Here is a 25657-nt window from a genome sequence, read left to right on the forward strand (position 1 = left end):
CACGTGCCTGACTTGCCGCGACCCCGTGCGGCAGGCCCCGACTGGAGGTGCTCGCCGTGACCCACCCGCCCACTCCCCTCCTGGTGCCGCGCGGCGAGAGGTCCGAGCGCAGGCTGTGGACCCTGCTGTCCGCCCTGTTCACACTGGTCGCCGGGGTGAACGTGCTCCTCGCCGTCGACGAGGCCGCCTGGTGGCAGGCCGGCGTCGGGGCCCTGCTCCTGCTCGGCGCCGGCGCGTGCCTGAGGGCCGCCCGCCGCACCCGGGTGTGATCTCGCACCGCACTGAAGCGACGAACGCGAAGGATTTTCTGGTCCGATCGGGCGTACTCCGCTGGTAGGAACGGCGTCAAGTGGGGGTGGGATTCACCACGACGCCCTGTCGGACTAGCGCCATAACCGCGAATTCACACTATCGTCACAAGACCCCGGCAACCCCGGTGCACCGCCCAGCGCGACCCAGCGGCCACATCCGGCCACTGGACGCGCGCACAAGGAAGTGCAGTCTTCCGCACAACGGAGTGCGGTCCCCACGCCGACGATCTCCCGGTGTGGTCCCCCAGCCAGTACATGCAGGCCGAGCCGTCCGCGTAAAGCCGCGCGCGGGTGATCGGCCGTCTCCGTCTGCCCGAAATCGGGGCCGACCGACTGACGCCACGGGAGGGCCCGTTGTGACCCACCACCACCAGCAGCCGCGAAGCGGCCTCTACGACCCGCAGCACGAGCACGACGCCTGTGGCGTCGCCTTCGTCGCCGACCTGGCCGGGCGCAGGAACCACTCCATCGTGCGCCAGGCCCTCGTGGCGCTGCGCAACCTCGAACACCGGGGTGCCCGCGGCGCCGAGCCCGAAACCGGTGACGGCGCGGGAATCCTGATCCAGGTGCCCGATGCCTTCTACCGCGAGGTCGTCGGCTTCGCGCTGCCCGAGCCGGGGACCTACGCCGTCGGCACCGCGTTCCTCCCGCACGAGGGCCGGGACGACGTCCGCGCCGAGGTCGAGCGCATCGCCGCCGAGGAGGGCGCCACCGTCCTCGGCTGGCGCGACCTGCCGGTGGACACCGACCACGTCGGGCCGACCGCCAGGACCACCATGCCCGCGTTCAGCCAGCTCTTCCTCGCCGGTCCGGGCGGGGTCGGCGGGCTGGAGCTGGAGCGGCTGGCCTTCGTGGTGCGCAAGCGCGTGGAGCACGCCACCGACGTGTACTTCCCCAGCCTGTCGGGCCGCACCGTCGTGTACAAGGGCATGCTCACCGAGCCCCAGGTCGAGCGGTTCTTCCCCGACCTGACCGACGAGCGGGTCACCAGCTCCATCGGCCTGGTGCACTCCCGGTTCTCCACCAACACGTTCCCGTCGTGGCCGCTGGCCCACCCGTACCGGTACGTGGCGCACAACGGTGAGATCAACACCCTGCGCGGCAACCGCAACTGGATGGACGCCCGCGAGTCCGTCCTCGCCACCGACCTGATCCCCGGCGACCTGTCCCGGGTCTTCCCGGTGATCACCCGCGGCGCGAGCGACTCTGCGACCTTCGACGAGGTGCTGGAGCTGCTGCACCTGGGCGGGCGCAGCCTGCCGCACGCGGTGCTCATGATGATCCCCGAGGCGTGGGAGAACCACACCGAGATGGACGCCGCGCGGCGCGCGTTCTACGAGTTCCACTCCACGCTCATGGAGCCGTGGGACGGCCCGGCGCTCGTGTCGTTCACCGACGGCACCCTCATCGGCGCCGTGCTCGACCGCAACGGCCTGCGCCCGGCCCGGTACTGGGTCACCGAGGACGGCCTGGTCGTGCTCGGCAGCGAGGCGGGCGTGCTGGAGTTCGACCCCGCCACCATCGTGCGCAAGGGCCGGCTGGAACCCGGGCGCATGTTCCTCGTCGACACCGCCCAGGGGCGGATCATCGACGACGAGGAGATCAAGGGGCAGCTCGCCGCCGAGCACCCGTACGAGCGGTGGGTCGCCGACGGCGTCCTGCACCTGTCGGACCTGCCCGCCCGGGAGCGCGAGGTGCCCACGCACTCCTCGCTCGTGCGGCGGCAGCAGGCGTTCGGCTACACCGAGGAGGAACTGGCGCTCCTGCTGGAGCCCATGGCCCGCTCCGGCGCCGAACCGATCGGCTCGATGGGCAACGACGCCCCGTTCGCGCCGCTGTCGGACAGGCCGCGCCTGCTGTTCGACTACTTCACGCAGCTGTTCGCCCAGGTCACCAACCCGCCGCTGGACGCGATCCGCGAGGAGCTGGTGACCTCGCTGCACGCCACCCTCGGCGCGGAGCCGAACCTGCTGGCCGCCGACGCCGCGTCGTGCCGCCGCATCTCGCTGCCGTTCCCGGTGCTGGACAACGACGAGCTGGCCAAGCTCGTGCACGTCGACGACGACGGCACCCTGCCCGAGTTCCGCACGGTCACCGTGCGCGGCCTCTTCGAGGTCGCGGGCGGCGGCGCGGCGCTCGTGCGGCGGCTCGACGAGATCAAGGACGAGGTGTCCCGGGCCATCGAGGACGGCGCGCGGCTCGTCGTGCTGTCCGACCGGGGCGTCGACGCCGACCACGCGCCGATCCCGTCGCTGCTGCTCACCGGCGCGGTGCACCACCACCTGGTGCGCGGGAAGACCCGCACCCAGGTGGACCTGATCGTGGAGGCGGGCGACGCCCGCGAGGTGCACCACATCGCGCTGCTCATGGGTTACGGCGCCAAGGCGGTCAACCCGTACCTGGCGATGGCGTCGGTCGAGGAGCTGCCGGGCCTCGACCCGAAGGTCGCCACCCGCAACCTGATCAAGGCGTTGGGCAAGGGCGTGCGCAAGACGATGTCCAAGATGGGCGTCTCCACCGTCGCCTCCTACACCGGCGCGCAGATCTTCGAGGCCATCGGCCTCGGCCCCGGGGTGGTCGACTCGTGCTTCACCGGCACCACCTCGCGGCTGGGCGGCGTCGGCTTCGACGTGCTCGCCGAGGAGGCGGCCCGGCGGCACCGCACCGCGTTCCCGGCCGACGGCGTCCGGGCGCACCACCGCGAGCTGCCCACCGGCGGCGACTACCAGTGGCGCCGCGAGGGCGAGGCGCACCTGTTCAACCCCACCACGGTGTTCAAGCTCCAGCACTCCACCCGCTCCGGTCGTTACGACATCTTCAAGGAGTACACGCGGGCGGTCGACGAGCAGGCCGAGCGGCTGATGACGCTGCGCGGGCTGTTCGCGTTCAAGGAGGGCGTGCGCGAACCCGTGCCGCTCGACGAGGTCGAGCCGGTCTCGTCCATCGTGAAGCGGTTCGCCACCGGCGCCATCTCCTACGGGTCGATCTCGCAGGAGATGCACGAGGTGCTCGCCGTCGCGATGAACCGGCTGGGCGCCAAGTCCAACACCGGCGAGGGCGGCGAGGACCCGGAGCGCTTCGTGGCGGACCCGAACGGCGACTCGCGCCGCTCGGCGATCAAGCAGGTCGCGTCCGGCCGGTTCGGCGTCACCTCCGAGTACCTCGTCAACGCCGACGACATCCAGATCAAGATGGCGCAGGGCGCGAAGCCCGGCGAGGGCGGCCAGCTGCCCGGCGCCAAGGTGTACCCGTGGATCGCCAAGACCCGGCACTCCACGCCGGGCGTGGGCCTCATCTCGCCGCCGCCGCACCACGACATCTACTCGATCGAGGACCTCGCCCAGCTCATCCACGACCTGAAGAACGCCAACCCGGCGGCGCGCATCCACGTGAAGCTCGTCTCCGAGGTGGGCGTCGGCACGGTCGCGGCGGGCGTGTCCAAGGCGCACGCCGACGTCGTGCTCATCTCCGGCCACGACGGCGGCACCGGCGCGTCGCCCCTGTCGTCCATCAAGCACGCGGGCGGCCCGTGGGAGCTGGGGCTCGCCGAGACGCAGCAGACGCTGCTGCTCAACCGGTTGCGCGACCGGATCGTCGTGCAGACCGACGGCCAGCTCAAGACCGGCCGGGACGTGGTGATCGCCGCGCTGCTCGGCGCCGAGGAGTTCGGCTTCGCCACCGCGCCCCTCGTCGTGTCCGGCTGCGTCATGATGCGCGTCTGCCACCTCGACACCTGCCCGGTGGGCGTCGCGACGCAGAACCCCGTGCTGCGGGCCAAGTTCGCGGGCAAGGCCGAGCACGTGGTGAACTTCTTCGAGTTCGTCGCGCAGGAGGTGCGCGAGCTGCTGGCGTCACTGGGTTTCCGGACCCTGGCCGAGGCCGTCGGCCACGCCGACCTGCTCGACACGCGCGCCGCCGTGGACCACTGGAAGGCGGCCGGGCTCGACCTGTCGCCGATCTTCCACGTGCCGGCGCTGCCGGAGGGCGCGGCGCGGCACCGGGTCGTGGCCCAGGACCACGGGCTGGAGAAGGCGCTGGACAACACGCTCATCCAGCTCGCCGAGGGCGCCATCGCCTCCGGTGACCGGGTGCGGCTGGAACTGCCGGTGCGCAACGTCAACCGCACCGTCGGCACCATGCTCGGCTCCGAGGTGACGCGGAAGTGGGGTGGGGCCGGGCTGCCCGACGACACGATCGACGTCACGTTCACCGGCACCGCCGGGCAGTCGTTCGGCGCGTTCCTGCCGCGCGGCATCACCCTGCGGCTCGTCGGCGACGGCAACGACTACGTCGCCAAGGGCCTGTCCGGCGGGCGCATCACCATCCGACCGGTGCCCGACGCGCAGTTCGCCGCCGAGCACCAGGTGATCGCGGGCAACGTCATCGCCTACGGCGCGACCGGCGGCGAGGTGTTCATCCGCGGCCGGGTCGGCGAGCGGTTCTGCGTGCGCAACTCCGGCGCGCTGGCCGTCGTCGAGGGCGTCGGCGACCACGGGTGCGAGTACATGACCGGCGGCCGGGTGGTGGTCCTCGGGCCCACCGGGCGCAACTTCGCGGCCGGCATGTCCGGCGGCATCGCCTACGTGCTCGACGCCGCCCTCGGGCGGGTCAACGGGGAGATGGTCGACCTCGACCCGCTGGACGACGCCGACCGGGCGTTCCTGCGGACCGCCGTGGAGAAGCACTACGCGGAGACCGAGTCGGCGGTGGCGCACGCGCTGCTCGCCGACTGGGACCTCGCCGTCGAGCGGTTCACCAAGGTCATGCCCAAGGACTACAAGCGGGTGCTGGCGGCACAGGCCCGCGCCGAGCTGGAGGGCCGCGACGTCGACGCGGCGATCATGGAGGCGTCTCATGGCTGACCCACGCGGGTTCCTCACCACGGAGCGCGAGACGCCGCGCAGCCGTCCGGTGTTCCTGCGCCTGCGCGACTGGCGCGAGGTGTACGAGGAGTTCGAGCGGCCCAGGCTGGAGAAGCAGGCCGGGCGCTGCATGGACTGCGGCATCCCGTTCTGCCACCAGGGCTGTCCCCTGGGGAACCTGATCCCCGAGTGGAACAACCTGGTGTGGAAGGAGGACTGGCGCGCGGCGGCCGAGCGGCTGCACGCCACGAACAACTTCCCCGAGTTCACCGGGACGCTGTGCCCGGCGCCGTGCGAGGCGGCGTGCGTGGTCGGGATCAACGGCGATCCCGTCACCATCAAGCGCGTGGAGATCTCCATCGTCGACCGGGCGTGGGACGAGGGCTGGGTGACGCCCCAGCCGCCGGCCACGCGGACCGGTCGCACGGTGGCGGTGGTCGGTTCGGGCCCGGCGGGCCTGGCCGCGGCGCAGCAGCTGACCCGGGCCGGGCACTCGGTGACCGTGCTGGAGCGGGCCGACGCCGTCGGCGGTCTGCTGCGGTACGGCATCCCCGAGTTCAAGATGGAGAAGTGGCGGCTGGACCGGCGGCTGGAGCAGATGCGGGCCGAGGGCACCGAGTTCCGGACGAACGTGGACGTGGGCGTCGACGTCACCGTTTCCGAGCTCCGCTCGTCCTACGACGCGGTGGTGCTGGCGGGCGGCGCGACGGCGTGGCGCGACCTGCCGGTGCCGGGGCGCTCGCTGGCGGGCGTGCACCAGGCGATGGAGTACCTGCCGGGCGCGAACCGCGTGGCGGCGGGTGCGCTGGCCGAGCCGCCCGTCACGGCCGAGGGCAAGCACGTCGTCGTGATCGGCGGCGGTGACACGGGCGCGGACTGCGTGGGCACCGCCCACCGCCAGGGCGCGCTGTCGGTCACCCAGCTGGAGATCATGCCGAGGCCGCCGGAGCAGCGCGCCGAGGCCCACCCGTGGCCGACCTACCCGATGCTGTACCGGGTGACGTCGGCCCACGAGGAGGGCGGCGAACGCCTGTACTCGGTGTCCACCGTGGAGTTCACGGGCGACGCCGACGGCGCGGTGCGGTCGCTGCGCCTGGTGGAGGTCGAGGCGTCGGGCGGCAGGTTCGAGCCGGTGCCGGGCACGGAGCGCGAGATCCCGGCCCAGCTGGTGACCCTGGCCATGGGCTTCGTGGGTCCGGAGAAGGACGGCCTGCTGACCGACCTGGGCGTGGCGCTCGACCCGCGCGGCAACGTGGCCCGTGACGACTCGTACGCCACCTCGGTGGACGGCGTGTTCGTGGCGGGCGACATGGGACGGGGCCAGTCGCTCATCGTGTGGGCCATCGCCGAAGGCCGCTCCGCCGCGGCGGGCGTGGACGCCTACCTGACCGGCCGCGACGTCCTGCCGCGCCCGATCGACCCGACGGACCGCCCGCTCACCTGAGCCCACCGGTCCCGTCCCCGGTGCCGGACAGCGCGGTCCGGCACCGGGGACGCCCGTTCCGCGCACCGGACAGCGTGGTCCGGTGCGCCCCCCTTCCCGCGTGCCCGGACAGCGTGGTCCGGGCACGCGGGTTCCACCGGCCCGCGTTTCACCCCAGCACCGACGCCAACCGGTCGAACGCCTCTCGCAACGCCTGCGACGCACCCGCCCGCGTGATCCCCGGCCAACTCGGCATGGGCGCCGCGATCACGGGCACCCGCCGCCCCACCGCGATCGTGCCCAGGCCGGGTCTGGCCCACTCCTGCTCCGCGACCTTGCCCAGCAGGAGCACCGCCCTGATGTCCGGCACCAGTTCCAGGACGCGCGGCAGCCAAGGCCTGGCGGCGTGCAGGTCGCTCCCGGTCGGGTTGTCCGCCTCCGTCGGCCACGGCACGGCGTTCCAGTGCACGACGCGGCGCCAATCCAGTCCGACCCGCTCGTACTCGGCGTGTGCGCGAGCCGCGGTCGGGTCGTCGTTCTCCGGGCTGAGCAGCCCCGAGCCGGTCCCCGTCACGGCTCCCGGGCCGGGCGACTTCAACAGCACCAGCGCCTCCGCCCGGACGCCCGCGAAGTCCGGGTCCGGGTAGGGCACCGCCCCGGGCGGCAGGCCGCGGGACTTCGCGATCTCGTCGGCGAGGGCGACGAGCGGCGCCACGTGCGGCTCGTCGAGCCTGGCAAGCTTGGACTGGACGATTGCGTTCGACTTGTGCGCTCTGGCGGGCATGGTGCTCCGTTCGCGTGGAACGTGGTCTTCTGCACGAGCGGTGCGGACGACCCGTTCGTTACACCGCAGTGCCAAGGTTGTGCTTCCTCCACTTCGCACGCCTGCGTTCCCCAGGTGTTCCGAGCGTCTCACGGCGAGCCAGCCGTCCGGACGCGTTATGGAGGATTCTCCGTTTGCCTGCGTCTCCTGACGCCATCGGACAACTCGTCGAACTCGGACCATCACTTTCAGTAATCGGCGGTTTATATTCACCTGATCAGGTGACTACCGTGACCACACTTCCAGACGTAATGTCCGCTCCGAATGACGAACCCGTGGAGCAACAGTGGCTTACGACTTGAACAACCGCCTGGTCGTCGGGATCGCGTCGAGCGCCCTGTTCGATCTAAAAAAATCAGACAAGGTCTTCCGTGAACAGGGTGTCGCGATGTACCGCGACTACCAGGAGCGACGAGCAGATAAGCCACTGAAACCCGGCGTGGCCTTCCCCTTCGTCAAGCGCCTACTAGCCCTCAACGACCTCGCCACCAAGGAAGATCCCCTAGTCGAGGTCATCGTTTTGTCCAAGAACAGCCCGGACACTGGACTCCGGGTCATGCGCTCGATTCAACATCACGACTTGCCGATCACTCGGGCGATCTTCCAGCAGGGCCGGGCACCGCACGAGTTCATGAAGGCCCTGAACATGTCGCTGTTCCTATCCGGAAACGAGGAGGACGTGTATTCGGCGACCGCAGCAGGGCTCCCCGCTGGACGCGCACTCAAGTCGACCTTTGTTGATGACGGCGACTCCGAACTGCGGATCGCTTTCGACTTCGACTCCGTTCTGGCGGACGACGAATCGGAACGCGTGATGAAGACGGGAGACCTCCACAGCTTCCACGAGCACGAGAGGCTCAACGTCGCGACCGCGCACACGCCCGGTCCGCTACAGGCCTTCTCCCAAGCGATCAACCGGATTCGCGCTCGAGAGGAACAGGAGCGAGCGACGAACCGCGAGTATCGAATCCGCCTTCGGGTCTCCATCGTCACCGCGCGCAATGCGCCGTCCCACGAACGAGCAATCCGGAGTATCAAGGAGTGGGGACTGCTCGTCAACGACGCGTTCTTCCTTGGCGGAATCGAAAAGCGCAAAGTACTTGCCGTCCTCCGCCCACACATCTTCTTCGACGACCAACGGGACCACTTGGAGTCGGCGTCGATGGTGCCGTGCGTGCACGTGCCGTTCGGCATCGCCAATGAGGCGACCGCCTCCGCCAAGACGCCCGGGTAACCGCCACATGCGTATCCGGAAATCCGTGCGCCCAGGTGCCATCCGATCGCTCTGTGTCTTCACGTGTGCCCGGACAGCGTGGTCCGGGCACACGGGGTCCCGCCTCAGCGCCCTCGTCGATCGGCACGTGCGCCCCGCGACGGGCCGGCGGATGCCTTTCGGGGAAACGGCATGATGCCCTCGGCCGCTCGCCACGCCGCATCGCACGAGAGGCACGTGGGCCAACACCACTCCGCCTTCGTGGGTCGAGTCACGGGGATGACGAGTTCTCCACCACACAGCGTGGTCACTTCGTCGCGGACCGTCGAGTTCGCGCAGACTGCATGGCGTTGACCTTCGTGTGGCAGCCAGCGGAAGGGGCGCGGCGTCGTCATCGCCTTCTCCGACCGTAGGCGTCGGCCCAATGAACCAGGACCTCGTGCGAGCGCTCGACGCTCAGGGCCACGCGGTCGAGGTGGCGCATTTTGGCCTCGTAGTCGCGTACGACGGGTGTGGCATCGTGGAAAACGGTCGCTGCTTCGGTGTCGACCCATACCATCGGCTTGATCGGTTCCGCGAAGGTCAGCAAGGTCGCCGAGGATCGCAGCGCCAAGTGGCCACCCGCGGCCATCGGGACCACTCGCGGCAGTGTGAGGGGCCGGTCGGACATCCGGGCCAGGTGCAGCGCCTGATCCCGCATGACGAGCGCCCCGCCCACTACCACGCGCAGTGCGGCTTCATTCACGTAGAGCACCACCTCCGGACCGGTGTCCTGACACAGGACTTCTTGCCGGACCAAGCGTTGTCGGGCGAGTGCGCCGTCACCGAGTAACGCGCGAGCGTAGTCCTCAGTCTGTGCCAGATCGGGAACGGTGAGCGGCTCGTAGGTGGTGATGGTCCGCGCAGCCCGCTCGTGCAGGGCAAGCGCAGGGAGGAGGTCGGGCGTGCCATCGTGCAGACGCAGGAAACTGCCCGTATCGGGCTCGGTCGTGATCGCCAGAAGGCGGGCGCGGGTGGGTTTGTCGGCACCGTAGTGCCCCAGCAGGGTGCCGATCTCCCACGGGCTCGTGCCGCGACTGCCGGTCTCCAGCTTGCTGAGTTTTCCCAGTGACCACTCCAAGTTCTCCGCGACGACCGAGGACGACAGCCGCGCGGCGTGGCGGACTCTGCGCAGTTCTTCTCCCAGTTCGCGACTGCGGGCTGTGCTCAGCCGAACGGGTTGCTTTTCTTCCGGTTCCATATCTCCCTCGACGCGCCTGTGCGCACGTCCAACAGCGGTTGTCCACTTCATTCGACGGTTCCGGAATCGATGGCGCACAGATCCCGTGGTATCCGACCAAGACGCTACGATCGATCCTGGGCGGTGAGAACCGACCCCCGGTGCGAGTGCGTTCACTCCGGTTGGTTGGTGGTGTGGGAGGTGGGTGTGCGGACCTGGACCGCAACACTGACCGGCGGTCGGGGTTCGCGTGCCCCTGGCGTCGTGTCGGGGTTCGTGCTGAAGTTGAGCCGCCAGGCGGCCGGTCTCACCCAGGAGAAGCTGGCGGAACTCCTCTCGGTCGACGCCACGACCGTGCAGGGGTGGGAGTCCGGGCGCCGTCCACTGGCGGCCGTCGGCGCCGGCGAGCTGATGCGGCTCGGAGCAAGGCTGTCGAGGGCGGGTGCGCCCGCGTCCACCGGGAGACACCTGAACGAGGCGATCGAAGCGGACCTGGTGCTCTCGACGGGTATCGCGGCCGGCGAGTCGTGGGTCGACCCCGACCACCACCCGCTCGCTGCCTCGGTTCACCGCAAGACCACCAACAACCTGATCACGTGGCCCTTCACCGGCAGCACGCCGCCACAATTGGGTGAATTCATCTCGAAAGTACCCAGACGAGGGCCGGTAGCCTCACATCCGACATTGCACCCGGATGAGCGCACGCGCTTCTTCGACCACCTGATGTTCTCGGTGGAACGGGCCGGACCGGCCGACGAACCGCTCCTGCGCCGACAGTCGGTGTACCTGCTCGGATTCGATCAGCGCGCACGGGTGGTCGACTGGTTGCGCGACGAGTGGCGTCGAGTCGGTCGGCGGCCGGCCACCGGGAACGGCATCACCGCATTGCTCGAAGCGCGCTCTGCTTCGGTCGCCCTCGCCTCCACGGGGGAGGCCGAGCACCTCTATGACTTCGTGGGCAGGATGTCCGAGACGCGGGACCAGATCGCGAACTTGAACTACTGGGCCTACTGGATCGGCGAACTCGGCGACGTGCGAACCGACGACTCCTTCATGGGCAGCGAGGACATCCGGACGTGGAGCGGAGGCGCACTGCTGGCCCACCTCGCCGGTCGGCTCGATCCGGCCGCCCCCCACCTCCCCCTCAACCTCCACACCCTGCACGCCCTTGTGGCCTCACGGCCGGCACTGCTCGACGCCCACCCGCTGATTCGTGCCCCGCTCGCAGAGACCTTGGACAGACTGGCTTCCGGCCATGTGTTGACCGAGCCTGGCAGGGACCAGGTCGCCGGCCTCCGCTACGCCCTCCGCATCTCCGGCCACTGAGGAGAACACGTGTCCGACGACGCCGCGGCCCTGGCCGCCTTCGGCTACGAACTGGGCGTGCTCAAGCGCGTGCGCCGCGCCGGGTGGTGGCACGCGGGCGTGCGCGACCCGGAGTCGGTCGCCGAGCACACCGCGCGCGTCGCCCAGCTCGCCGCCCTGATCGCGGCCGAGGAGGGGGCGGACCCGGCTCGTGCGGCGTTCCTGGCGCTGTGGCACGACACCCAGGAGACCCGCACCGGCGACCTGCCCCACACCGTCGCCGGCTACCTCGCCAAGCCCGACCCCCGCGCCATCACCGCCGACCAGACCGCGGAGCTGCCGGAGCGGTCGCGCGAGGCCGTGCGCGACGCCGTGACCGAGTACGAGGCGAAGGAGTCCGCCGAGGCCCGCTGCGCGAGCGACGCCGACAAGCTGGAGATGCTGCTCCAGGCCGTCGAGTACCGCGACACCGGAGTGCGGCGCGTGGACGGGTGGATCGACTCCGCCCGCACGAGCCTCAGGACGGAGACCGCACGCCGGGTCGCCGAGGCCGCGGTGACGCTCTCGCCGCTCGCCTGGCGCGACCGGTGAGGACGCCCGCGCCTCCGCGCCGCCCCGTGCGGGTGCGCGACCGGGGCGTCCACCGGACCCGTCGCTACGGGCAGGGCTTCCACGCGATGTCGCGGTTCCGCTGTTCACCGCTCGAGTGTCGCGATTCCACAGAACCAGGGGTGCCGGAGCCACCCGGCTCGACCGACCAGCGCGTTGTCAGGCACGATCGGATTGGATCCGCCGCCTGTTCCGATCGGGTGTTCCGCGGTGGACGGGCAGCACAGCGCGGAACGCACTGGTGACATCGGGTGAACTGAACCGCTGACGGGCGTGCGGAGGCGTCCCCCGAGTGAGTGCTCGGGGCGGGAGGACGAGGGCGGCCGGGTGGTCAGTCCGGGCGGGCGGCCACCACCCTGCGGATCAGTTCGACCATCTGCGCGCGCTCCGCCGGGGCCAGCGCCTCGAACCAGCGGGCCTCGCGGGCGTTCTGCACCGGGAACGTGGACGACACCGCGTCGCGCCCCTCGTCGGTGAGCGCCACGAACACCACCCGGCGGTCCTGCCCGTCCCTGGTCCGCTCGACCAGCCCGGCCCGCTCCAGCGTGTTGATGAGGTTCGACATGGCCGACCGGGTCGTGCCGGACAGCTCGGCCAGCCGCGCGGGCTGGGTGGGGCCGAGTATCCAGAGCTTGAACATCAGCCGGAAGCCCGGCATGGTCCAGCCCTGCTCGCGGTGCACGAGGGCCTCGTAGTCGGTGATCATCACGTACGCCAGGTGGAGCACGTTGTAGGAGAGGCCGAACGCGTCGGCGTCGCCGCCCGACTCGGCGATCCGGTGCCGCGCGAAGCGCTCGTAGTCCTGCTCCGTCACCACGTCTTCGGCGACGGGAACCCGCTGCTCTGCCACACGCCGATCCTTCCAGGGCCACCCGGTCGGTGGAACGGGAATGCGGCACACTGGGTCGCGTGCTCGGGACGAGGCGGTTCGGCGCCACCGCGGCCGTGGTGCTGGCGCTGGCCGCCGTCGCGTCCGCGGCCGCGAGCGTGGGCCTGGTGCACGGTGACACGGCGGTGGCCGTGGACGACCTCGCCCAACTCGCCGCGGGTCTGTTCGCGACGGGCTGCTGCTGGTGGACGGCGCGGCGCACGAGCGGCCCGGACCGGAGCTGGCGGGTGGCCACGGGGCTCGGCGCGTTGTCGTGGTCGGTGGGCATGGCGCTGTGGACGTGGTTCCAGCTCGTGGAGCGGCGCGCCGTGCCCTCGCCGTCGGCGGCGGACGCCGGGTACCTGGGGATCGTGCCGTTCGCGTTCGTCGCGCTGCTGGTGATCGGGAACTTCCGCCGCTCGGGGACACCGGACGCGCTGCTGGACCGGCGCACGGCGTCGGCGCGGCTGGTGCTGCTGCTCGACGGGGTGATCGTGGTGGGTTCGCTGTTCGTGCTCACGTGGGCGATCGCGCTGGGCAGGCTGGTGGAGGCGGGCAACCCGGGCGCGCCCGCGTTCCTGGTGGCCGTGGCCTACCCGATCACGGACCTGGTGCTGCTGGTGATCGTGGTGGTGCTGAGCGCGGACCGGACGGTGGTGCTGCGGCCGCAGCTGCGGTTGCTCGGGCTCGGGTTGACCGGCCTGGCGGTGTCGGACCTCGCGTTCGCCTACCTGGTGAGCGTGCAGGCGCCGGAGGTGCCGCCGCTGGCGAACGCCGGGTTCGTGGTGGGTCCGGCGCTGATCGGCCTCGCCGCGCTGGCACCGGTGCCGTCGGCGACCGCGGGCCGCGGTCGCGCCCGGCGGTCGTGGCAGTGGGGGTACCTGCTGATGCCGTACCTGCCGCTGCTGATCACCTCGGCGCTGGTGCTGTGCGGCACGATGGCGGGCGAGCTGGGCACGGTGGACGCGGTGGAGGTCGCGTGCGCGTTCACGGTGTTCGTGGCGGTGATCCTGCGGCAGCTGGTGACCTTGGTGGACAACACGGAACTGGTGCTGCTGCTGCGGGAGTCCGAGCGCACGCTGTCGCACCAGGCGCACCACGACCCGTTGACGGGGCTGGCGAACCGGGCGTTGTTCGAGCGCAGGCTGGACGAGGCGATGGCCGCGCACCAGCGGGACGGCTCGCCGTTCGGGCTGCTGTTCGTGGACCTGGACGACTTCAAGGCGGTCAACGACGTGTCGGGGCACGCGCACGGGGACGCGTTGCTGGAGCGGGTGGCCCAGCGGTTGCTGCGGTGCGTGCGGGACACGGACGTGGTCGCCCGGTTGGGTGGTGACGAGTTCGGCGTGCTGGTGGAGGGCGTGGAGGAGCCGGAGAAGGTGGCGTTCCGGGTCCTCGACTCGCTGGGCGGGGAGATCAGCGCCTCGGTGGGCGTGGTGATCTGCGCGGAGCAGGACCCGGAGGCGACGGCGCAGTCGGTGCTGCGGCGCGCGGACAAGGCGATGTACGAGGCGAAGCGCGAGGGCGGCCACGGGTTGGTCATCCACCCGTGAGGCCGCGCCCGACCCCAACCGGGGTCGGGCGCGGTAGGGGTCGGGCGCGGTAGGGGTCGGGCGCGGCGAGCGGTGTCGGAGGGCGTCAGCCGACCGCGGAGTCGAGCAGCGGCAGGTAGCCCTGGGCGTAGCCGGCGGCGTTGGGGTGGAAGGACTCCACGAGCCGCAGCAGGGAGAAGGAGTTGATCCACGGCGACCGGCCGCAGGCGCCGTGGCCCGCGAAGTGCGCCCGGGCGTCGACGTAGCGGACGCCGGCCGCGGCGGCGCGGGCGGCGATGACCTCGTGCAGGACGTCGGCGCCGTTGTTGAGGGCGGTGCGCTTGGTGGCGTTCAGGCAGGTGCCGGCGGGTTCCACGAGGCGCGGGTAGCCGAGGACGACGACGGTGGCGTCGGGGGCGCGGGAGCGGATGGTGGCATAGGTGCGGTCGAGCTTGGCGGGCAGCGCGGTCCGGGCCTGCTGGACGCCCTTGTCCACCGCGCCGAGGCAGGAGCTGTCGCTGCCGGTCACGCAGGTGATCATGGTGGAGGCGAACCCGATGTCGTTGCCGCCGATGGTGATGGACACCAGGTCGGTGCCCGCGTCGAGGGAGTCGAACTGGCCGGTCATGCTGTCGGTGGTGGCGCCACCGCAGGCGGCGTACTTGAACGACGACACCTCGTGGGTGTTCGCCCACAGCTGGGCGTAGCCGCGCGGGCTGCGGAAGCACGTGCCGCCGGTGTAGGGCGGCGCGCCGGTGCCGGAGGAGTACGAGTCGCCGAGGGCGACGTAGTCGACGGGGGCCGCGGCGTGGGCCGCGGGGGTGGTGAGCACGACCGCCAGGGCGGCGGGCAGCACCGCACACACGACCCTGAGAAGACGTTTGCGCACGTCCAGTCCTTCCTCGAAGACGCCAGGCGTGAAGGCGCGTGATCACCGACGTTACGAAGGCGTTCCGAGGCATCACAGACGGTGCTATTCTCATTACTTCCGGGTAACATCTCCTGCTCGCCCGCCGGGATGCCGACGTGCCCCTGCCCCGCTCACCGATCCGCGCGCCGCACCGCAGCGACGCCCGCCGCAACCGGGCGGCGATCATGCGCGCGGCCGGGGAGCAGGTGGCGCTGGGCAGGCCGATGCCGTCGCTGCGGCAGCTGGCGGACGCGACCGGGTTGGGCCAGGCCACGGTGTACCAGCACTTCTCGGACCGCCGGGCGCTGCTGCTGGCGGTGACGCGGGAGCAGGTGGGGGTGCTGCGCCGGGCGGCGGAGCGGGACGCCGACGACCCGGCGGCGTTCCGGGCGCTGCTGCACGCGGTGCTCGTCCACCAGGTGTCGATGCGGCCGCTGGTCGACGAGCTGCGCCGGTTGCCGCGCCCCGACCAGCTCGGTCAGGTCCGGGGGCTGCTGGACGCGCTGCGGGTCCCGTTCGCCCGGTCGCAGGCGGCGGGCCACCTCAAGGGCGACGTCGTGCTGGACGACCTGCCGATCGTGTTCACGATGCTCCAGGCGGCGGTCGACTCGGCGCCGGACCCCGGCACGGCCCGGCGCGCGATTCCCGTGCTGCTCGACGGCCTGTTCCACGCCCGCTCGTGAACCGGCCCGGACCGGACCCACCCGGGGCCTACAGCATCCCCGCCGCCCGGAACAGCCGGTCGTAGATCTCGCGGATCACGTCCTGCTTGCGCGCGTTGTAGTCCATGACGTGACCGCCGCCGGGCACCGCCGCCCGCTTGGCCGCCTCGTAGCGCTCGCGGTCCTCGGGGTGTCCGCGCAGCCAGTCGCGGAACATGCGCTCCCGGATCGGCTCCGGGCAGTCCGGGCCGTACACGTGCAGGTTGACCCGGGGTTCGGCCAGCCGCAGCATGCGGTGCTCGTGGAACGACGGCTCGCGGATGGTGAGGACGTAGCCGATGCCCTCCAGGGCGGGCACGTAGGCGTCCTCGTCGCGCGGGTCGGCGACGGTGAGGGAGATGTCGACGACGTCCTTGGCGGCCAGGCCGGGCACGGACGTGGAGCCGACGTGCTCGACGTCGAGCGCCGCGTCGCCGAGGGCGGCGCGGATGGCGGCGGCGAGGTGTTCGTAGCGCGCGGGCCAGCCGGGGTCGTACGGGACGATGCGGATCGCCTCGGGCACGGGAGGCCCCAGCACCCAGGGGTCCTCGTCGGGGTCGGGGTCGTGGTGGCGGGTGATCTCCTCGGGAGTGGGCACCCGGCGGAAGCTAGCAGCTCCGGCTCACCTCTTCGGCACGAACGCGTAGACGCTCGCCGGCGAACCGGAGCCGCGCCGGTTGACCACGCCGCCGACCAGGACGTGTCCGCCCTGCTCGGGCAGCTCGGCCAGGTTCGCCAGGACCTCCAGGCTGATCCGGTGCTCCCGGTAGAGCAGCTTGGAGACTGCGTACTCGACGTCCACGGCCGGTTCCGGGCTGAACGTGTCGGTGCCCAGGGCGCCCCGGCGGCCGAGCCGGCCGGTCTTCACGAGCCACTGCACGGCGGCCAGCGAGAAGCCGGGCTGGTGCATCTGCCCGGCGTCGTCGAAGTTGTAGAACGCATCGGTGCCCCAGCGGTCCTCCCAGCCGGTCCACAGCACCACGGCCGCCTCGCGCGGGATGCGGCCGTGGCGCTTCTCCCAGCGCTGGAGGTCGGCGACGGTCACCTCGTAGTCGGCATCGCGCCGCGCCTGCTCCCGCACGTCGACCTTCACGGCGGGCAGGAACAGGTCCTCGGCGTCCAGCTCGTCGGCGTGCGGCTGGTCGGCGTTGAAGTGCGCGGGCGCGCCCCAGTGCGTGCCGGTGTGCTCGCCCTGCTGCACGTACTGGAGGTAGAAGCCGTGCTCCGGCACCGTGGCGACGGTGGAGAGGGTGAACGCCGGGTCGCCCGGGTAGACCTTCGTCCGGTCCGGGTCGTTGACGTGCGCGAGGTTCACCAGCCGGTAGTCCCGCAACCCGAGGGGGCCGGCCGCGTTCGCCGAACCGCCGCCGGCGATCACGCCGCCCACCGCCGAAGCCACACCCGCGAGCATCGACCGTCTGCGCACCGCGGACCACTCCCCTGCCTAGCCGTCACCCGATCCGGGCAACCGTACAGGTTCGCGGATCACGGTACGACGACCTGCCGGACGGCTTCCCCCGACGCCAGACGGGCGAACCCGGCGTTCACGTCGTCGAGCGCCAGGGTCCCCGACAGCAGTTCGTGCACGGGGAGCTGCCCGGCGCGGTACAGGTCGACGAACCGGGGCACGTCGCGGCGGGGCACGCAGGAGCCGAGGTAGCTGCCCTTGAGGGTGCGCTCCTCGGCGACCAGGCTCAGCGCGGGCAGGGTCACCGTCCGCTCGGGGTGCGGCAGGCCGACCGTGACGGTGGTGCCGCCCGCGGCGGTGGCCAGGTAGGCCTGCTCCAGGACGGCCGCGACGCCGGTGGTGTCGATGACCTTGTCCGCGCCGCCGCCGGTCAGGTCGCGCACGGCGGCCACCGCGTCCGCGCCGCCCGCCACGTCGTGGGTGGCGCCGAGCCTCCGGGCCAGGGCGCGCTTGTGCGCGACCACGTCCACGGCGACGATCTGCGACGCGCCGGCCGCGCGGGCGGCGAGCAGGGCGGCCAGGCCGACGCCGCCGAGCCCGAACACCGCGACCCGGTCGCCCGGGCGCACGGCGGCGCTGTGGAACGCGGCACCCGCGCCGGTGAGCACGGCGCACCCGAACAGGGCGGCAACCTCGGGCGCGAGGTCGTCGGGCACGCGGGTCGCGGACTTCTCCGAGACCACGGCGTACTCGGCGAACCCGGACACGCCCAGGTGGTGGTGCGGGCGGGTGCCGTCGGGCAGCCGCAGCCGCCGGCCGCCGCCGAGCAGGGTGCCCTCCCGGTTGGCGACCGCGCCCGGTTCGCACAGCGCCTGCCGCCCGGACGCGCACCGCCGGCACGAGCCGCAGGCGGGCACGAACGACAGCACGACCCGGTCGCCGACGGCGAAGTCGGACGCGCCGGGCCCGGTCTCCACGACCTCGCCCGCGGCCTCGTGACCGAGCACCATCGGCAGCGGCCTGACGCGGGAGCCGTCGATGACGGACAGGTCGGAGTGGCACAGCCCGGTGGCGCCCACCTTCACCAGCACCTCGCCGGGACCGGGTGGGTCCAGTTCCAGGTCGAGCACCTCCAGCGGTCCGCCCACGGCGGTCAGCACCGCGCCCCGGGTCCTCACGCGACCACCAGCCCTTCCATCGCGGCGCGCAGCCCGGCGGGGACCTCCACCGGCTTGCGCGTGTCCCGGTCGGTGAACACGTGCACGAAGTGCCCCTCGGCGACGACGTCGTCACGGCCCTCCGGGTAGAAGCCGACCTCCCAGCGCACGCTGGAGCGGCCGAGGTGGCCGATGCGCAGGCCCGCGTCGACCGCCTCGGGGAAGGCGACGGAGGCCCGGTAGTTGCAGTGGGACTCCACGCACAGCCCGATCGCCGGGCCTCGGTGGATGTCCAGCCCGCCCTCGGTGATCAGCCACGTGTTGATGAGCGTGTCCATCCACGCGTAGTGCACGACGTTGTTGACGTGGCCGTACACGTCGTTGTCGTGCCACCGGGTCGGTATCCGCTGCCAGTGCCGGTAGTCCTGTCGCAAGCGACCCTCCTCGTCAGTCGAGCACCCTGGTCAGCTCGACCCTGGACCGCACCTCGAGCCTGGCGAAGATGTTGCGCAGGTGGTGCTCGACGGTGCGGTGGCTCAGGAACAGCCGGGCGGCGACCTCCCGGTTGGTCGCGCCCTCGGCGACCAGGCGGGCGATCTGCGCCTGCTGCGGGGTGAGCGAGGCGACCCGGTCGCCGGTCGGCGGCGCGTCGGCGGGCCCGGTGACGGTCTCGCCGGCGGCGCGCAGCTCGGCCCGGGCGCGGGCGACCCAGCGGTCGGCCTCGTAGCGCTGGAAGATCTTCACGGCGTCGCGCAGCACGTCGCGCGCGGCCCGGGGTTTGCGGCCGCGGCGCAGCCGGTGCCCGTAGAACAGCTCGGTCTTGGCCAGCTCCATGGCGGTGCCGCTGGCCCGGTGCAGCCGGATGGCCTCGCGGAAGTGCTCGTCGCCGGCCGCGCCGTCGTCCAGCATGGCCCGGCAGCGGTGGGACAGGGCCAGCCGGGCGGGGCTGTTGGTGGCGCCCACCCACTTCTCGTAGCGGCCCAGCGCGCGATCGGCGGTGGAGCGGCGGCCGCAGCCGACGGCGGCCTCCACGACGTGCGGGGCGGCCATGACCTTGATGCCGGCGTGCACGCCGCCGGCCCCGGCGGTCATCAGGCGCAGCCGGTCGAGGGCGTCGGCCGGGCGGTCGAGGGCGAGGTCGACGCACGCCGACGCCCACGCGCCGAACGTGCCGGAGCGGCCGAGGCCGCGCTGGGCGATCTGCTCGGCGGCGGTCTCGACGCGGTGCACGGCGGTGTCGGTGTCCCCGCGCAGGGCTGCGAGCAGGGCGAGGATCGTGAGGTGGTCGACGACGGCGTTGTGCTGGCTGATCGCGGTGGCCGCGTGCACGCCCTCGAACGCCGCCGACAGCGCCACCGAGTGCTGGTCGAGCAGCAGCGCGGACAGCGCCCGGTACACCAGGGCCCACGGCACGAGGGAGGTCAGGCCCTGCTCGTGGGCGGCGGTGACCGCGCTGGTGGCCAGCTCGTGCGCCCTGGTCGCGTCGCCGAGGGTGTAGGCGGCCTGGCCGCCCCAGATCTTGGCCTGCGGGTGCGGGACGCGTTCCGCCAGCTCCACGACGGAGCGCAGCGCGGGCAGCGCCTCGGTGTGCCGCCCGGCGAACGTGGCGGCCATGCCGGCGAGGTGGTCGAGGGTGATGCGGGTGCGGTCGGGTTCGTCAGGGCGGCGCAGCCGGGCGGCGAACGCGGCGGTCTCGGCGTACCGGGCGTGGTCGCCCGCGATGCTGGCCGCCTCGCCCGCGAAGCCGAGGGCGGTGATGGCGAGCGCGCGGTGGGTGTGGACGAGTTCGCCGGCGGCGTGCAGGAGGCGGCGCACGGCGACGTCGGGCATGCCGTGACCCAGGTCGATGCCGCCCTTGACCAGTTCGGCGCGGGCGCGCAGCTCGTCGCTGTCGGTGAGCCGGGCGGCGGTGCGCAGGGCGACGCGGGCGCGGCGGGGTGCGCCGTGGGCCCAGTGGTCGGTGGCGGCGGCGATGAGGTGGCGGGCGCGGGCGTCGGGTTCGGACGCCAGGGTGGCGGCGCGGTCGTGGTCGCGGGCGGCGGCCGGGTAGTCGCCGCAGCGGCGGGCGCGGTCGGCGGAGTCCGCGAGCCGGTCGGCGAACGCGTCGCGGTTGCCGGGCGCGCGGGCGGCCTCGTGCCAGGTGCGGCGGGGTCCCGGGGGCAGCGCCCCGGCCAGCGCGGCGTGCGCGGCGAAGCGCAGCGGGAGCGGCAGGGCGTCGCGGAGCGCGGCGCGCACCAGGGGGCCGCCGTCGAGCAGGGCGCGGGCGTCCTCGACGGCGTCCAGGTCCAGGTCGGGCATGCGGGCGAGGGTGTCGTCGTCGACCTCGTCGTCCACCACGCGCAGCGCGGCGGCGAACCGGGCCTGCGCGGGCAGGGCGTGGAAGCGGGCGGTGAAGCGGGCGCGCAGCGAGCTGTCGGCGGGCAGGCCGTCCGGTGGGGGCGCGGTGCCGCCGATCTGCTCGGAGGTGAGCGCGCGGGTCAGCTCGACCAGGGCGAGCGGGTTGCCGCGGGCGAGGTCGGCGACCTCGTCGGCGAGGCCGGGCGGCAGGCCGGGGCGCAGGTCGCGCAGCACGCGCAGGCTGTCGGCGTGGTCGAGCGGGTCGAGCCGCACCCACGGCAGGCCGCGCGCGTCGCCCTCGGTGGCGATGAGCAGGGCGACCGGTTCGTCGGCCAGGTCGGCGACCAGGTCGTCGAGCCAGGCGGTGTCGTCGAGCAGGTGGGCGTCGTCCACGCACAGCAGGACCTCGCGGCCCCCGGTCGCGCGCTCGGCGGCGGCGCGGCGGGCGGCGTCGAGCAGCGCGGACTTGCCCGACCCGGGTCCGCCGCGCAGGACGAGGACCCCGCCCCGCCCGGCTCGGGCACGGTCGAGCAACGCGTCGACGGCGACGCGCTGCCGGTGGCGTCCGCGCAGCATGCGGCCAGTCTCGCGGTCACCCGGCCACCGGCGGAAGGGGTCGCGGAGAAATTTTCTACCAGTGTTAGTTTTCGGGTGGGACCGGTGGTTGCACCGATGCGGGACGGTTACCGAGTGGCGCAGGGTCATCGCTGTCCGCAGTTTCCCTGCCAAGCGAGGTGTACACCGACGTGCAACTCCGCAAACTGATCCCCGCGCTCGTCCCCGCGCTGGCCCTGGCGCTGGTCGCCCCCTCGGCCGAGGCGGCCGAGACCGAGTACCGCCGCGGTCCCGCGCCCAGCAACTCCAGCATCGAGGCCGTGCGCGGCCCGTTCGCAACCTCCCAGACCACGGTCTCCTCCCTGTCGGTGAGCGGCTTCGGCGGCGGCACCATCTACTACCCGACCAGCACGGCCGAGGGCACGTTCGGCGCCATCGCCATCTCCCCCGGGTACACCGGCACGCAGTCGACCATCTCCTGGCTCGGCCCGCGCATCGCCTCCCAGGGCTTCGTGGTGTTCACCATCGACACCAACAGCACGCTCGACCAGCCCGACAGCCGGGCGTCGCAGCTGCTGTCGGCGCTGGACTACCTGACCCAGCGCAGCACCGTGCGCACCCGCATCGACGCCTCCCGGCTGGGTCTGATGGGCCACTCGATGGGCGGCGGCGGCACCCTGCGCGCCGCCGAGCGGCGACCGGCCCTCCAGGCCGCGATCCCGCTGACGGGCTGGCACACCGACAAGTCCTGGGGCAGCGTCTCGGTGCCGACCCTGGTCGTCGGCGCCGAGAACGACTCGGTGGCGCCGGTCTCGTCGCACTCGATCCCGTTCTACAACTCGCTGCCGTCCACCCTGGACAAGGCGTACCTGGAGCTGAACGGCGCGAGCCACTTCGCGCCCAACAGCTCCAACACGACGATCGCGAAGTACAGCATCGCGTGGCTCAAGCGGTTCATCGACAACGACACCCGCTATGAGCAGTTCCTGTGCCCGGCCCCCGGCCGCAGCACGCAGATCTCCGACTACCGCGACACCTGCCCGCACAGCACCTGATCGACGTGCGGGGCCGGGCGCGCTTCGCCGGCCCCGCACCCGTTTCACCCATTCGGACACCGCGATCCCGGACCACCGGGGTCGCGGTGTCCGTCGTATGAGGACTTCTCGCCTTCGATCGGGCGAACACTGAGACGATCTTCCTGCCGGAATACGGACTCGACCGCTCGGACGAGGTACCCACGCAAGGCTGAACTTTCAGCCGCACCCGTGCAAAATGACCTGACAGCCGACCGCTCCTGCCCAGGTCAACACCACGTCCGAGCGAAGAATGCTACGACGATCGAGTTAAAGATTCCCCGTCAGAGTGAATAGATTCCTACATGCCGGACAAATTCACTCGTTATTACCCTTCGCGAGGAAAACGCGCACTGACCGTGCGCGGGACACCGCCGAACGACCCCGCAGGGGGTCCCCACATCAGCCGCTTCCCGTACTGCATTCGGGCTCACTACCGTCGGTCCGGCCCAATGAAGCGATTCCGATTGGCGGTGTACGCGGTGACTGTGACCGATTCGGACTCGGACGTCGAGCGACCCAGGTCGAGCCTCGGCACGGCGGCGGCGCGCAACCTCGCGACGACGACCAAGTCCGTGCCCCAGATGCAGGGCATCACCTCGCGGTGGCTGCTGAAGATCCTGCCCTGGGTGGAGGCGAAGGGCGGCGCCTTCCGGGTCAACCGCAGGCTCAGCTACGCCGTCGGGGACGGCAGGCTGACCTTCACCAACACCGGCGCCGACGTCCGGGTCGTCCCGCAGGAGCTGACCGAACTGCCGCTGCTGCGCGACTTCGACGACGTCGCCGCGCTCGCCGCCCTCGCCGACCGGTTCGAGCAGCACGAGTACCAGCCCGGCGACGTCATCGTCGAGGAAGGCCGCCCGCAGGACGCGGTGATCCTCATCGCGCACGGCAAGGTCAACAAGATCGGCCGCGGCGAGTACGGCGACCGCACCGTGCTCGGCGTGCACGCCGGCGGCGAGTACTTCGGCGACCAGGTCCTCGCCGGGCCGCAGGGCGAGTGGGGCTTCACCGTCAAGGCCGTCACGCCGGTCATCGCGCTCGCGCTGCCGTGGGACGTCTTCGAGCGGCTCAACGGCGAGGCGGGCGGGCTGCGCGCGCACATCCAGCGCGCCTTCGCCGCCGGCAGCGGCCGGCAGAACGCGCACGGCGAGGCCGAGATCGACATCGCCTCGGGCCACGAGGGCGAGCCCGACCTGCCCGGCACGTACGTCGACTACGAGCTGGCGCCGCGCGAGCTGGAGCTGAGCGTCGCGCAGACCGTGCTGCGGGTGCACAGCCGCGTCGCCGACCTCTACAACCACCCGATGGACCAGGTCGAGCAGCAGCTGCGGCTGACCATCGAGGCGCTGCGCGAGCGCCAGGAGCACGAGATGGTCAACAACCGCGACTTCGGCCTGCTGCACAGCGCCGACCTCAAGCAGCGCATCCACACCCGCACCGGCCCGCCCACCCCCGACGACATGGACGAGCTGCTGGGCACGGTGTGGAAGGAGCCCACGGCGTTCCTGGCCCACCCCAGGGTCATCGCCGCGTTCGGCCGCGAGTGCAGCAAGCGCGGGATCTACCCGGCCACCGCCGACCTCAACGGCCACCACGTGCCCGCCTGGCGCGGCGTGCCGGTCCTGCCGTGCAGCAAGATCGCGATCTCCAAGACCCGCACCAGCTCGATCGTGCTGCTGCGCGCCGGCGAGGCGAACCAGGGTGTCATCGGCCTGCACCAGACGGGTCTGCCCGACGAGTACCAGCCGGGCCTCAACGTGCGGTTCATGGGCATCGACGAGAAGGCGATCATCTCCTACCTCGTCAGCGCCTACTACTCCACCGCGATCCTCGTGCCGGACGCCGTCGGCGTGCTGGAGCACGTCGAGATCGGCCGCGAGGACTAGCCCACCCCCCTGCCAACCCCCGACGAGATCGGACTTCCCACGTGACCGTGACCGACCCCGGCCTCGCCCCCGAGGAGGCCGAGCACCGGCGGCAGAGCCTGGGCACCGCCGCCGCCCGGAACCTCGCCAGCACCACCAAGTCCACCCCGCAGATGCAGGGCATCTCGCCCCGCTGGCTGCTGCGGAAGCTGCCCTGGGTGAGCACCCAGGCCGGCACCTACCGGGTCAACCGCCGCCTCAGCTACGCCCTCGGCGACGGGCGGGTGACGTTCACCAGCACCGGCGCAGAGGTCCGCGTCATCCCGCAGGAGCTGCGCGAGCTGCCGCTGCTGCGCGACTTCGACGACGAGTCGGTGCTGGCCGCGCTGGCCGACCGGTTCGAGCAGCGCGAGTACCAGCCCGGCGACGTCGTCGTCGAGTCCGGCGGCCGGGCCGACGAGGTGTTCCTCATCGCGCACGGCAAGGTCCACCGGATCGGCCGGGGCGAGTACGGCGACCGGACCGTGCTCGACACGATGGCCGACGGCGACCACTTCGGCGACGAGGCGCTCACCGGTGCCGAGGCCCACTGGGAGTTCACCGTCAAGGCCGTCACGCCGGTGATCGCCCTGGTGCTGACGCAGAGCCGGTTGCGGCAGCTCGACGGGCGCGCCGACGCGCTGCGCGAGCACGTCGAGCAGGTCGCGCGCCGGGGCGGCAGGCCGCAGAACAAGCACGGCGAGGCCGAGATCGACATCGCCTCGGGCCACGAGGGCGAACCGGACCTGCCGGCGACGTTCGTGGACTACGAGCTGGCGCCCCGGGAGTACGAGCTGGAGGTCGCCCAGACCGTGCTGCGCGTGCACAGCCGCGTCGCCGACCTCTACAACCACCCGATGAACCAGACCGAGCAGCAGTTGCGGCTCACCATCGAGGCCCTGCGCGAGCGCCAGGAGCACGAGATGGTCAACAACCGGCGCATCGGGCTGCTGCACAACGTGGACCTCAAGCAGCGCATCCACACCCGCACCGGCCCGCCCACCCCGGACGACCTGGACGAGCTGCTGTCGCGGCGGCGCAAGACCGCGTTCATGCTGGCCCACCCGCGCACCATCGCGGCGTTCGGCCGGGAGCTGAACAAGCGCGGCCTCTACCCCGGCTCGGCCGACGTGGACGGCACGCGGGTCACGACGTGGCGCGGCGTCCCCATCCTGCCGTCGGACAAGATCCCGATCTCCGAGCGCCAGACCAGCTCGATCATCGCGATGCGGGTGGGCGAGCAGGACAACGGCGTGATCGGCCTGCACCAGCCCGGCATCCCGGACGAGGTGCAGCCGAGCCTCAACGCCCGGTTCATGGGCGTCAACGAGAAGGCGATCGTGTCGTACCTGGTCAGCGCCTACTACTCGGTGGCGGTGCTGGTGCCGGACGCGCTGGGCGTGCTGGAGCACGTGGAACTCGGCCGCTCGTAGCACGCGGGGCG

21 protein-coding genes are annotated in these 25657 nt (G+C 72.0%); 11 read left to right on the top strand and 10 right to left on the bottom strand.

Going from position 1 to position 25657, the window contains the following annotated elements; translation table 11 throughout:
- Positions 1 to 56 precede the first annotated feature (56 nt).
- The 3 genes from J2S66_RS17775 to J2S66_RS17785 all read left to right on the top strand — a co-directional run bounded on the left by J2S66_RS17775 (position 57) and on the right by J2S66_RS17785 (position 6617).
- Positions 57 to 269: a hypothetical protein gene (locus tag J2S66_RS17775; protein WP_310308244.1), complete on the top strand. Its 213-nt coding sequence runs from the start codon at positions 57 to 59 to the stop codon at positions 267 to 269.
- Between the two features lie 398 nt (positions 270 to 667).
- On the top strand, positions 668 to 5173 hold the full coding sequence (gltB, locus tag J2S66_RS17780) for a glutamate synthase large subunit (RefSeq protein ID WP_310308246.1): 4506 nt from the start codon (positions 668 to 670) through the stop codon (positions 5171 to 5173).
- Positions 5166 to 6617 (top strand): glutamate synthase subunit beta, encoded by a 1452-nt coding sequence (locus J2S66_RS17785; RefSeq protein ID WP_310308247.1) that lies wholly within the window; start codon positions 5166 to 5168, stop codon positions 6615 to 6617. The genes gltB and J2S66_RS17785 overlap by 8 nt, the downstream gene beginning before the upstream one ends.
- A 148-nt stretch (positions 6618 to 6765) precedes the next feature.
- Here the strand turns inward: J2S66_RS17785 and J2S66_RS17790 are convergent, their stop codons facing one another.
- The gene (locus tag J2S66_RS17790) at positions 6766 to 7380 is read right to left on the bottom strand and encodes a uracil-DNA glycosylase (protein ID WP_310308248.1); all 615 of its coding nucleotides are present in this window, start codon (positions 7378 to 7380) and stop codon (positions 6766 to 6768) included.
- 325 nt (positions 7381 to 7705) lie between these two features.
- On the opposite strand from J2S66_RS17790, the gene J2S66_RS17795 reads away from it, so the two are divergent.
- Positions 7706 to 8653, top strand: coding sequence for a 5'-nucleotidase (locus J2S66_RS17795; RefSeq protein ID WP_310308249.1), 948 nt, complete (start codon positions 7706 to 7708; stop codon positions 8651 to 8653).
- Between the two features lie 104 nt (positions 8654 to 8757).
- Here the strand turns inward: J2S66_RS17795 and J2S66_RS17800 are convergent, their stop codons facing one another.
- Together J2S66_RS17800 and J2S66_RS17805 are read right to left on the bottom strand one after the other, a co-directional pair.
- Entirely contained in the window at positions 8758 to 9027 is a 270-nt protein-coding gene (locus J2S66_RS17800; protein WP_310308250.1) for an HC3 family zinc finger protein, read from the bottom strand.
- Entirely contained in the window at positions 9024 to 9872 is an 849-nt protein-coding gene (locus J2S66_RS17805) for a helix-turn-helix domain-containing protein (RefSeq protein ID WP_310308251.1), read from the bottom strand. Before J2S66_RS17805 ends, J2S66_RS17800 begins: the two co-directional genes overlap by 4 nt.
- Positions 9873 to 10040: 168 nt before the next feature.
- On the opposite strand from J2S66_RS17805, the gene J2S66_RS17810 reads away from it, so the two are divergent.
- The gene (locus tag J2S66_RS17810) at positions 10041 to 11177 is read left to right on the top strand and encodes a helix-turn-helix domain-containing protein (protein WP_310308252.1); all 1137 of its coding nucleotides are present in this window, start codon (positions 10041 to 10043) and stop codon (positions 11175 to 11177) included.
- A 9-nt stretch (positions 11178 to 11186) separates the two neighbouring features.
- Positions 11187 to 11747 carry an HD domain-containing protein gene (locus tag J2S66_RS17815; RefSeq protein WP_310308253.1) on the top strand — a complete coding sequence of 187 codons (561 nt, stop codon included), beginning with the start codon at positions 11187 to 11189 and terminating at the stop codon, positions 11745 to 11747.
- A gap of 349 nt (positions 11748 to 12096) precedes the next feature.
- On the opposite strand, the gene J2S66_RS17820 is transcribed toward J2S66_RS17815, so the two are convergent.
- Positions 12097 to 12615, bottom strand: a complete 519-nt coding sequence (locus tag J2S66_RS17820; protein WP_310308254.1) for a MarR family winged helix-turn-helix transcriptional regulator — start codon at positions 12613 to 12615, stop codon at positions 12097 to 12099.
- A 59-nt stretch (positions 12616 to 12674) separates the two neighbouring features.
- Here J2S66_RS17820 and J2S66_RS17825 point away from each other — a divergent pair, with 59 nt between their 5' ends.
- The gene (locus tag J2S66_RS17825; protein ID WP_310308255.1) at positions 12675 to 14186 is read left to right on the top strand and encodes a diguanylate cyclase domain-containing protein; all 1512 of its coding nucleotides are present in this window, start codon (positions 12675 to 12677) and stop codon (positions 14184 to 14186) included.
- Positions 14187 to 14271: 85 nt separating this feature from the next.
- Here the strand turns inward: J2S66_RS17825 and J2S66_RS17830 are convergent, their stop codons facing one another.
- The gene (locus J2S66_RS17830; RefSeq protein ID WP_310308256.1) at positions 14272 to 15054 is read right to left on the bottom strand and encodes an SGNH/GDSL hydrolase family protein; all 783 of its coding nucleotides are present in this window, start codon (positions 15052 to 15054) and stop codon (positions 14272 to 14274) included.
- 137 nt (positions 15055 to 15191) lie between these two features.
- Here J2S66_RS17830 and J2S66_RS17835 point away from each other — a divergent pair, with 137 nt between their 5' ends.
- Complete coding sequence (locus J2S66_RS17835) at positions 15192 to 15758, top strand: TetR/AcrR family transcriptional regulator (protein WP_310308258.1); 567 nt, start codon at positions 15192 to 15194, stop codon at positions 15756 to 15758.
- Between the two features lie 28 nt (positions 15759 to 15786).
- Here the strand turns inward: J2S66_RS17835 and J2S66_RS17840 are convergent, their stop codons facing one another.
- From J2S66_RS17840 to J2S66_RS17860, 5 genes are all read right to left on the bottom strand, one after another.
- Positions 15787 to 16374 carry a GrpB family protein gene (locus J2S66_RS17840; protein WP_310308259.1) on the bottom strand — a complete coding sequence of 196 codons (588 nt, stop codon included), beginning with the start codon at positions 16372 to 16374 and terminating at the stop codon, positions 15787 to 15789.
- 24 nt (positions 16375 to 16398) lie between these two features.
- A complete protein-coding gene (locus J2S66_RS17845) occupies positions 16399 to 17175 on the bottom strand; it encodes a cyclase family protein (RefSeq protein ID WP_306746667.1) in 777 nt (258 codons plus the stop codon).
- Positions 17176 to 17261: 86 nt separating this feature from the next.
- Positions 17262 to 18362: an alcohol dehydrogenase catalytic domain-containing protein gene (locus J2S66_RS17850; RefSeq protein ID WP_310308260.1), complete on the bottom strand. Its 1101-nt coding sequence runs from the start codon at positions 18360 to 18362 to the stop codon at positions 17262 to 17264.
- Positions 18359 to 18775, bottom strand: a complete 417-nt coding sequence (locus J2S66_RS17855) for an acyl-CoA thioesterase (protein ID WP_310308261.1) — start codon at positions 18773 to 18775, stop codon at positions 18359 to 18361. Before J2S66_RS17855 ends, J2S66_RS17850 begins: the two co-directional genes overlap by 4 nt.
- Before the next feature lie 13 nt (positions 18776 to 18788).
- Entirely contained in the window at positions 18789 to 21254 is a 2466-nt protein-coding gene (locus J2S66_RS17860) for a LuxR C-terminal-related transcriptional regulator (RefSeq protein WP_310308262.1), read from the bottom strand.
- Positions 21255 to 21424: 170 nt separating this feature from the next.
- Between J2S66_RS17860 and bdeA the strand changes: the two genes are divergently transcribed.
- The 3 genes from bdeA to J2S66_RS17875 all read left to right on the top strand — a co-directional run bounded on the left by bdeA (position 21425) and on the right by J2S66_RS17875 (position 25646).
- On the top strand, positions 21425 to 22288 hold the full coding sequence (gene bdeA / locus J2S66_RS17865) for a bis(hydroxyethyl) terephthalate hydrolase (RefSeq protein WP_310308263.1): 864 nt from the start codon (positions 21425 to 21427) through the stop codon (positions 22286 to 22288).
- Positions 22289 to 22758: 470 nt separating this feature from the next.
- Positions 22759 to 24195 carry a family 2B encapsulin nanocompartment shell protein gene (locus J2S66_RS17870; RefSeq protein ID WP_374726093.1) on the top strand — a complete coding sequence of 479 codons (1437 nt, stop codon included), beginning with the start codon at positions 22759 to 22761 and terminating at the stop codon, positions 24193 to 24195.
- A gap of 41 nt (positions 24196 to 24236) precedes the next feature.
- A complete protein-coding gene (locus tag J2S66_RS17875) occupies positions 24237 to 25646 on the top strand; it encodes a family 2B encapsulin nanocompartment shell protein (RefSeq protein ID WP_310308266.1) in 1410 nt (469 codons plus the stop codon).
- Positions 25647 to 25657 lie beyond the last annotated feature (11 nt).

Origin of the sequence: Saccharothrix longispora (assembly GCF_031455225.1) — a bacterium.
GTDB lineage: Bacteria > Actinomycetota > Actinomycetes > Mycobacteriales > Pseudonocardiaceae > Actinosynnema > Actinosynnema longispora.

Excerpts from the sequence above, each read along its gene's own strand:
- J2S66_RS17805 (WP_310308251.1), bottom strand. The coding sequence starts at position 9,872 with ATGGAACCGGAAGAAAAGCAACCCGTTCGGCTGAGCACAGCCCGCAGT.
- J2S66_RS17790 (WP_310308248.1), bottom strand. The coding sequence starts at position 7,380 with ATGCCCGCCAGAGCGCACAAGTCGAACGCAATCGTCCAGTCCAAGCTT.
- J2S66_RS17785 (WP_310308247.1), top strand. The coding sequence starts at position 5,166 with ATGGCTGACCCACGCGGGTTCCTCACCACGGAGCGCGAGACGCCGCGC.
- J2S66_RS17870 (WP_374726093.1), top strand. The coding sequence starts at position 22,759 with ATGAAGCGATTCCGATTGGCGGTGTACGCGGTGACTGTGACCGATTCG.
- J2S66_RS17800 (WP_310308250.1), bottom strand. The coding sequence starts at position 9,027 with ATGACGACGCCGCGCCCCTTCCGCTGGCTGCCACACGAAGGTCAACGC.
- J2S66_RS17860 (WP_310308262.1), bottom strand. The coding sequence starts at position 21,254 with ATGCTGCGCGGACGCCACCGGCAGCGCGTCGCCGTCGACGCGTTGCTC.